Genomic DNA, 6,602 nt, shown 5'->3' with positions numbered 1-6,602 from the left:
GACTTCCAACTCTCCGACAGCTACTTCGTGGTCGCCCACTTCCACTACGTGCTGTTCGGCACGATCGTGTTCGCCACCTACGCCGGCATCTACTTCTGGTTCCCGAAGATGACCGGACGACTGCTCGACGAACGCTTGGGCAAAATCCATTTCTGGCTGACGTTCATTGGCTTTCACCTCACCTTCTTGGTGCAGCACTGGCTCGGAGCCGAAGGCATGCCCCGCCGATACGCCGACTACCTGCCCTCAGACGGCTTCACCACGCTCAACATCATCTCCACCGCCGGCGCGTTCGTCCTCGGCGTCTCGACACTGCCGTTCCTGTGGAACGTCTTCCGCAGCTACCGCTACGGCGAGGTCGTCACCGTCGACGATCCATGGGGCTTCGGCAACTCGCTCGAGTGGGCCACCTCCTGCCCGCCGCCGCGCCACAACTTCACCGAACTGCCCCGCATCCGGTCGGAGCGCCCGGCGTTCGAACTGCACTACCCGCACATGATCGACCGCATGCGTGCCGAAGCACACGTCGGCCCGGGTCACGCCGCGGGCAAGGACCGTCAGATGGAAGAGGCTCGTCGCGAGCCGTTCACCGTGGGAACGCACGAGGGATCCCCGGATCCCGACCCGCGCTGACCCGGTGAGCAAGGACTCGACAGCCAGTTCCGGTACGACCGTCCTGGTCACTGTCACCGGTCCCGACCGGCCAGGTGTCACCTCTGTTCTCATGGGTGCCCTGGCCGGTCAGGCCGTTGCACTGCTCGACGTCGAGCAGGTGGTCATCCGCGGACAGCTGACCCTCGGAGTGCTGGTGTCCTCCACCGGCGACCCCGAGGCGCTGCAGGAAGTCGTCGAACAGGCGATGGCGTCCATCGGTTTCGACGTCCGGGTGGAGATCGGGGTCGATCCCGGTAGCCGTTCGCCGTCGTCGCATGCCGTCGTCATCCTCGGCAGTCCGGTCACCGCCACCGCGTTCAGCGCCGTCGCGGCGAAGCTGGCGAGCCAGGGCGGCAACATCGACTCGATCCGCGGGATCGCCGACTACCCGCTCACCGGCCTCGAACTCATGGTCAGCGTTGCCGGCCGGGGCGGTGTCGCCGCCGACGCCGCCCTCCGCAAAGGCCTCGCCGAGGTGGCCGCGAAGCATGCGGTGGACATCGCCGTGGAGCGCGGCGGACTCGCTCGGCGCGCCAAGCGCCTGATCGTCTTCGACGTCGACTCGACCCTCATCCAGGGCGAGGTGATCGAGATGCTCGCCGCGCACGCCGGCCGCGAAGCCGAGGTCGCCGCGGTGACCGAGGCGGCGATGCGAGGTGAACTCGATTTCGCGCAGTCCCTTCACGAACGCGTCAAGGCCCTGGCCGGACTCGACGCGAGTGTTCTCGACGATGTCGCCAAGTCACTCGAACTGACCCCCGGTGCCCGGACGACGATCCGTACGCTGCACCGTCTCGGATTCCACTGCGGTCTCGTGTCCGGCGGTTTCCGTCAGGTCATCGACGGACTCGCGCACGAACTCGAACTCGATTTCGTCCGGGCCAACACCCTGGAGATCGTCGACGGGAAGCTGACCGGCCGGGTCGTCGGCGAGGTCGTCGACCGGATGGGCAAGGCGCACGCGCTGCGGTCGTTCGCCGATCAGGTCGGGGTGCCGATGGAGCAGACGATCGCGGTGGGCGACGGCGCCAACGACATCGACATGCTCAGCGTCGCCGGGCTGGGAATCGCCTTCAACGCGAAGCCTGCGCTGCGCGAGGTCGCCGACGCCACGCTGAATCACCCGTTTCTCGACGGGGTCCTGTTCATCCTGGGCGTCTCCCGCGACGAGATCGAGGCGGCCGACGCCGCCGACGGCGTCTATCGCCGGGTACCCCTGGGCTGACCTCGCACCGCTCCATGGAATCTGAGCGCACGGGCTCTTCGCAGGTCGATCCGGAAGCGATCGCGGCCGATCATCGGCGGCTGGTCGCCTACGTCGGAGGCGGCGACGACCCGTCGGACCCCGCCGACGTCCTGGCGATGGCGATGGTGCTCCGCATCGAGAAGAACGATCCGCCCGACCGCACCGAACTGCTGACCGCGGCGGCGCGAGCGGTGGCGTTATTGTGCCTCGACGAACGAAGTGCGGGCGACGGTCCGTGGGCGGCGGCGATGGACGCCTGGTGCGACGCACGGATCCGGAAGATCGCCCGGCGCGCGCGTGGCGCGCAATGGGCTGCCGCGCAGGAGGTCTGGGGTGTGACCGCGACCGAGGGCGGGGCGTCGGCACGGGCGTTCGTGCCCGGCCGCGTCGGTGACCTCGACCGGCGTGTGGCGAAGCTGCAGATCGGTGGGACCGAGGTCGAGGGAGAGCTGCCCGATCAGCCGCCGGTCTCGGGCGTCGTGCTGTGGACCAATCCCGACCTGCCGATGACTGTCGGCAAACTGGCCGCGCAGGTCGGTCACGCGTCGATGCTGGCGGCCAAGCTCCTCGCCGCGGACGACGCGATCGAGTGGCGTCGGGACGACTGCCCGCTCGCGGTCCGTCAGGCCACGCCCGGGCGGTGGCGAGAACTGCTCTCCGCCGATGCCGCCGGGAGGGCGGTGGCCGTTCGAGACGCCGGGTTCACCGAGATCGCGCCCGGTTCGGTGACCGTCATCGCCGAGGTCATCCGGGCCCAGGAGGACACGTGAGCGCTGCGGTACCGCCGGAATGGGTGAAAGCTCTTGATCTGCAACCCCATCCGGAAGGCGGCTGGTTCCGGGAGACGTGGCGGAGCGACGTCGTCGTGCCGTCGGCGTCGCTTGTCGACGGCTATACCGGCGACCGTGCCGCCGGCACGGCGATCTACTTCGTCCTCATGCCGGGCGACGAGTCGGCGTGGCACACGGTACGCGGCGCCGAACTGTGGCTGCACCATCGAGGAGCGCCGGTCGAACTCGATCTCGGCGGGGACGCCGATGCCCCCGGTGACCCCACCACGATTCTGGTCGGGCCCGACATCGAATCCGGTGAGCACCCGCAAGCGCTCGTGCCGCCGGGCGTGTGGCAGCGTGCCCGGCCCGCCGGGGACGAGCCGTCACTCGTCAGCTGCATCGTCGTGCCCGGGTTCGACTTCGAGGACTTCCGGCTGGCCTGACGGTCTGCCCTCGGATCTCGGTCAGCCGGCGGCGACCGGTGAGTTCACCGGCGCGAGGTGGCCGAAGGTGCCCAGCCACACGTCACGATCGGGCGCCAGCGACGCGACGATCAGCTCGTCGGCGTCGGCGTGCCCGGCGAACCACGAGAGGTAGTCGCGCACCTCGCCCGGCGTCCCGACACCCGAGTACGTCAGCATCTCGTCGATCTGGCGTCCCTGCGGCATCGAGAGGATGGCGTCGGCTTCCTCGTCGGTGAAGGTCCGGCCGCGGCCGTAGAGCAGCGACACGCGTTGACGTTTCGCGATCTGCAGCTGCGCCTGCGCACGGTCGGCGTCCTCGTCGGCGATCGCTCCGACACCCGCGATGACGTAGGGCTCGGCGAGGACCTCCGACGGCCGGAACTCGCGGCGGTACAACGCCACGGCCTCGGTGAGCGCCTGCGGCGCGAAGTGGGAGGCGAAGGCGTACGGAAGTCCGAGGGCCGCGGCGAGCTGCGCGCCGAACAGCGACGAGCCGAGGATGTAGAGCGGCACGTGGGTGCCCGCGCCCGGGGTCGCGCGAACGCCTTCGACACGCGACTCGTCGCCGAGGAAGGCCTGCAGCTCCAGGACGTCGTGCGGGAACCGCTCCGCGGAGGCGTGGGTGCGGCGCAGGGCCGCGAAGGTCTGCTGATCGCTGCCGGGCGCGCGCCCGAGCCCGAGGTCGATGCGCCCGGGATGGAGTTCGGCGAGGGTGCCGAACTGCTCGGCGATGGTCAGCGGGGAATGATTCGGCAGCATCACGCCGCCGGCGCCGAGACGGATGGTCGAGGTGTGCGCGGCGATGTGTGCGATGAGCACCGCCGGCGCCGACGACGCGATGGCCGACATGTTGTGGTGCTCGGCGTACCAGATCCGGCGGTAGCCCCACTTCTCCGCGTTCTGTGCGAGATCGACACTGGCGGACAGGCTTTGCGCGGCAGTCTCGTCACGACCGATCTGCGCGAGATCCAGGATCGACAAGGGGAGGTTCGAAGGGGTCACGACGATGTTCAATGCGGCCGACGCCCCGGACTATTCCCGCCGTCCGGTCTGCCGTGAGTCGAACGGGTCGACCATTCCCTCGTGGTGCAGGATGGGGGAGTGACCGAATCCGATCCCGACCTCTTGATCGATTTTCGCGACGTCGCCGTCGTTCGAGGCGGCAAGACTCTCGTCGGCCCGCTGTCGTGGCAGGTGGAACTGGACGAACGCTGGGTGATCATCGGACCCAACGGCGCGGGCAAGACGACACTGATCCGACTGGCCGGGGCGGAGATCCACCCGACGTCGGGCACCGCCTTCGTGCTCAACGAGAAGCTCGGCCGGGTCGAGATCCGCGAGCTGTCGACCCGGATCGGGGTCTCGAGCCCGTCGCTGGTCGATCGAGTGCCGCCGGAGGAGATCGTCAGCGACGTCGTCATCTCGGCGGGATATGCGGTCCTGGGGCGGTGGCGCGAGAGCTACGACGCCATGGACCGTGCGCAGGCCGTCGAATCGCTGGAATCGATGGGCGCCGAGCACCTCGCGGACCGTCGCTTCGGCACGCTGTCCGAGGGCGAGCGCAAGCGTGTCGTGATCTCGCGCGCGCTGATGACCGACCCCGAACTGCTCTTGCTCGACGAACCGGCCGCCGGGCTCGACCTGGGTGGCCGCGAAGAACTCGTCGATCGTCTCGCGCGTCTGGCCGCCGACCCCGACGCCCCGGCCATCGTGCTGATCACCCACCACGTCGAGGAGATCCCCGAAGGTTTCACACATGCGATGATCCTGTCCGAGGGTGGCGTGGTGGCCCAGGGGCTGCTCGAGGAGGTACTCACGAGTGAGAACCTCACCGCCGCCTTCCGCCAGCAGATCGTTCTGGACAAAGTCGACGGCCGGTACTTCGCGCGGCGCCGGCGCCGCGCGGGTGGCCACCGTCGAGCAGCAGGAGGTAACTGAATGACGTCGACACAGGAACAGGGCCCGGACATCGTGTCCGCACCGTTGCGGGATGCGGCGACCGTCGTACTCGTCCGCGACGCCGCGGACGGCATCGAGGTCTTCCTGCAACGCCGCGTCAAGCAGATGGCCTTCGCGGGGGGAATGACGGTGTTCCCGGGCGGCGGCGTCGACAAGCGGGACGCCGACGCCGACCTGGCGTGGACGGGTCCCGAGGCCACCTGGTGGGCCGGGCAATTCGGCAGCGACGCCGAGATCGCCCAGGCCCTGGTGTGCGCGGCCGTCCGCGAGACGTTCGAAGAGTGCGGCGTCCTGCTCGCGACCGATGCCGACGGCGCCTTCGCCGACCCGGAGGGACTGGCCGAGGATCGGCAACGCCTCGTCGAGAAGTCGTTGTCGTTCGCGCAGTTCCTCACCGCGCGCGGACTGACGCTGCGTGCCGATCTGCTGCGTCCGCTCGCGCACTGGATCACCCCGGTGAACGAGAAGCGACGCTACGACACCCGGTTCTTCCTGGCCGCGATGCCCGACGGACAGCACGCCGACGCCGAGACCACCGAAGCCGAGGTCGCCCGGTGGGTGAACGCCCGGGTCGCGATCGATTCCTGGGCCGCGGGCCAGCACTTCCTCATGCCGCCCACGTGGTCGCAGCTCAACTACGTCTCGCAGTTCTCGACCATCGACGAACTGCTCGACGCCGAGCGTGTCATCGAACCGATCCTGCCGAACGTGACACCCGGCGCCGGGCTGGCCGGCCTCGGTTTCCCCGGCTCCGACGAGTACTTCCGGACTCTCGGCGACCAACAGCCGCCCGAGATCACGCTCTGACCGGACGCGCTGTCAGGTTGAGGGCGCCAGAGCCCCGGCGGCGTTCGTCCGTCCGCCGAACAGCATGACGATGTCGCGGATCGGCGCCTCGACGACCTCACCCGTCCCGGCCGCGAAGTCGCTGTCGGTGGCCACATAGCGTCGTCCCTCGTTTCGGCGACGTGCATGGAACGGGAAACCCGTCGACCACAGGTAGTCGGCGCACGCCGTCGCGGCGTCGGTCGGCATCGGCCGGTCGAGTCCGAGCGGGACCGCGATGTCCTGCCCGTGCAGGAGCGAATCCAGCAGCGGCGCCATGGGAGTCGTCCCGATCGGATGCCGACGCGAACCGACCATGGCGCGCAACTTCGAGGCGGCATCGCCCGCCGTGGTGTCGTCGCGCAGCGCGAGTTCGCGGATCATCGTGTTGAACCGGAAACCGTATCGGCACGCGGCGATCATCGCTCGTGCCGGTGAGGTGTGGGAGTGGGTGAGGTGGACCGCGACGTCGCGCACCGTCCACGCGTCGCACAGCGACGGGGTGGCGAGTTGCTCGGGCGTGAGGGTCTCGATCAGTGCGGCGAGTTCGAGTCGTTGCTCGTCGATGCGCTGCCAGATGAGGTCGGTGTCCATCGGTCGCTCCCGCCACACGGATAGTCAGGTTTCCTGACTGATATTAGTCAGGTTTTCGTACTAAAGTCAACGACGTGTCCGACCCGC

Annotated in this window: 8 protein-coding genes; 6 read left to right on the top strand and 2 right to left on the bottom strand. The window is 68.9% G+C overall.

The features are described 5' to 3' along the window. From AS181_RS14075 to AS181_RS14060, 4 genes are all read left to right on the top strand, one after another. The coding region (locus AS181_RS14075; protein ID WP_175404334.1) for a cytochrome c oxidase subunit I at positions 1-633 on the top strand (633 nt) is incomplete at its 5' end. Between the two features lie 4 nt (positions 634-637). Next, positions 638-1,879: a phosphoserine phosphatase SerB gene (gene serB / locus AS181_RS14070; RefSeq protein ID WP_058252179.1), complete on the top strand. Its 1,242-nt coding sequence runs from the start codon at positions 638-640 to the stop codon at positions 1,877-1,879. Positions 1,880-1,893: 14 nt separating this feature from the next. Further along, the gene (locus tag AS181_RS14065; protein WP_058252178.1) at positions 1,894-2,670 is read left to right on the top strand and encodes a peptidyl-tRNA hydrolase; all 777 of its coding nucleotides are present in this window, start codon (positions 1,894-1,896) and stop codon (positions 2,668-2,670) included. After that, the gene (locus tag AS181_RS14060) at positions 2,667-3,116 is read left to right on the top strand and encodes a cupin domain-containing protein (protein WP_058252177.1); all 450 of its coding nucleotides are present in this window, start codon (positions 2,667-2,669) and stop codon (positions 3,114-3,116) included. Before AS181_RS14065 ends, AS181_RS14060 begins: the two co-directional genes overlap by 4 nt. A gap of 21 nt (positions 3,117-3,137) precedes the next feature. Here the strand turns inward: AS181_RS14060 and AS181_RS14055 are convergent, their stop codons facing one another. Next, entirely contained in the window at positions 3,138-4,139 is a 1,002-nt protein-coding gene (locus tag AS181_RS14055; RefSeq protein ID WP_058252200.1) for an LLM class flavin-dependent oxidoreductase, read from the bottom strand. 99 nt (positions 4,140-4,238) lie between these two features. Here AS181_RS14055 and AS181_RS14050 point away from each other — a divergent pair, with 99 nt between their 5' ends. After that, on the top strand, positions 4,239-5,075 hold the full coding sequence (locus AS181_RS14050; protein ID WP_058252176.1) for an ABC transporter ATP-binding protein: 837 nt from the start codon (positions 4,239-4,241) through the stop codon (positions 5,073-5,075). After that, positions 5,076-5,903 carry an NUDIX hydrolase gene (locus AS181_RS14045; protein WP_058252175.1) on the top strand — a complete coding sequence of 276 codons (828 nt, stop codon included), beginning with the start codon at positions 5,076-5,078 and terminating at the stop codon, positions 5,901-5,903. Between the two features lie 12 nt (positions 5,904-5,915). Here the strand turns inward: AS181_RS14045 and AS181_RS14040 are convergent, their stop codons facing one another. After that, positions 5,916-6,515, bottom strand: coding sequence for a maleylpyruvate isomerase family mycothiol-dependent enzyme (locus AS181_RS14040; RefSeq protein WP_058252174.1), 600 nt, complete (start codon positions 6,513-6,515; stop codon positions 5,916-5,918). Positions 6,516-6,602 lie beyond the last annotated feature (87 nt).

Source organism: Gordonia sp. SGD-V-85 (assembly GCF_001456905.1).
GTDB lineage: Bacteria > Actinomycetota > Actinomycetes > Mycobacteriales > Mycobacteriaceae > Gordonia > Gordonia hongkongensis.
Note: the sequence above shows the minus strand (reverse complement) of the source record. Positions and strands in the feature narration are given on the sequence as shown.

Bases quoted from the DNA above. Each gene is read 5' to 3' on its own strand.
- AS181_RS14065 (WP_058252178.1), top strand. From the start codon at position 1,894: ATGGAATCTGAGCGCACGGGCTCTTCGCAGGTCGATCCGGAAGCGATC.
- AS181_RS14045 (WP_058252175.1), top strand. From the start codon at position 5,076: ATGACGTCGACACAGGAACAGGGCCCGGACATCGTGTCCGCACCGTTG.
- AS181_RS14040 (WP_058252174.1), bottom strand. From the start codon at position 6,515: ATGGACACCGACCTCATCTGGCAGCGCATCGACGAGCAACGACTCGAA.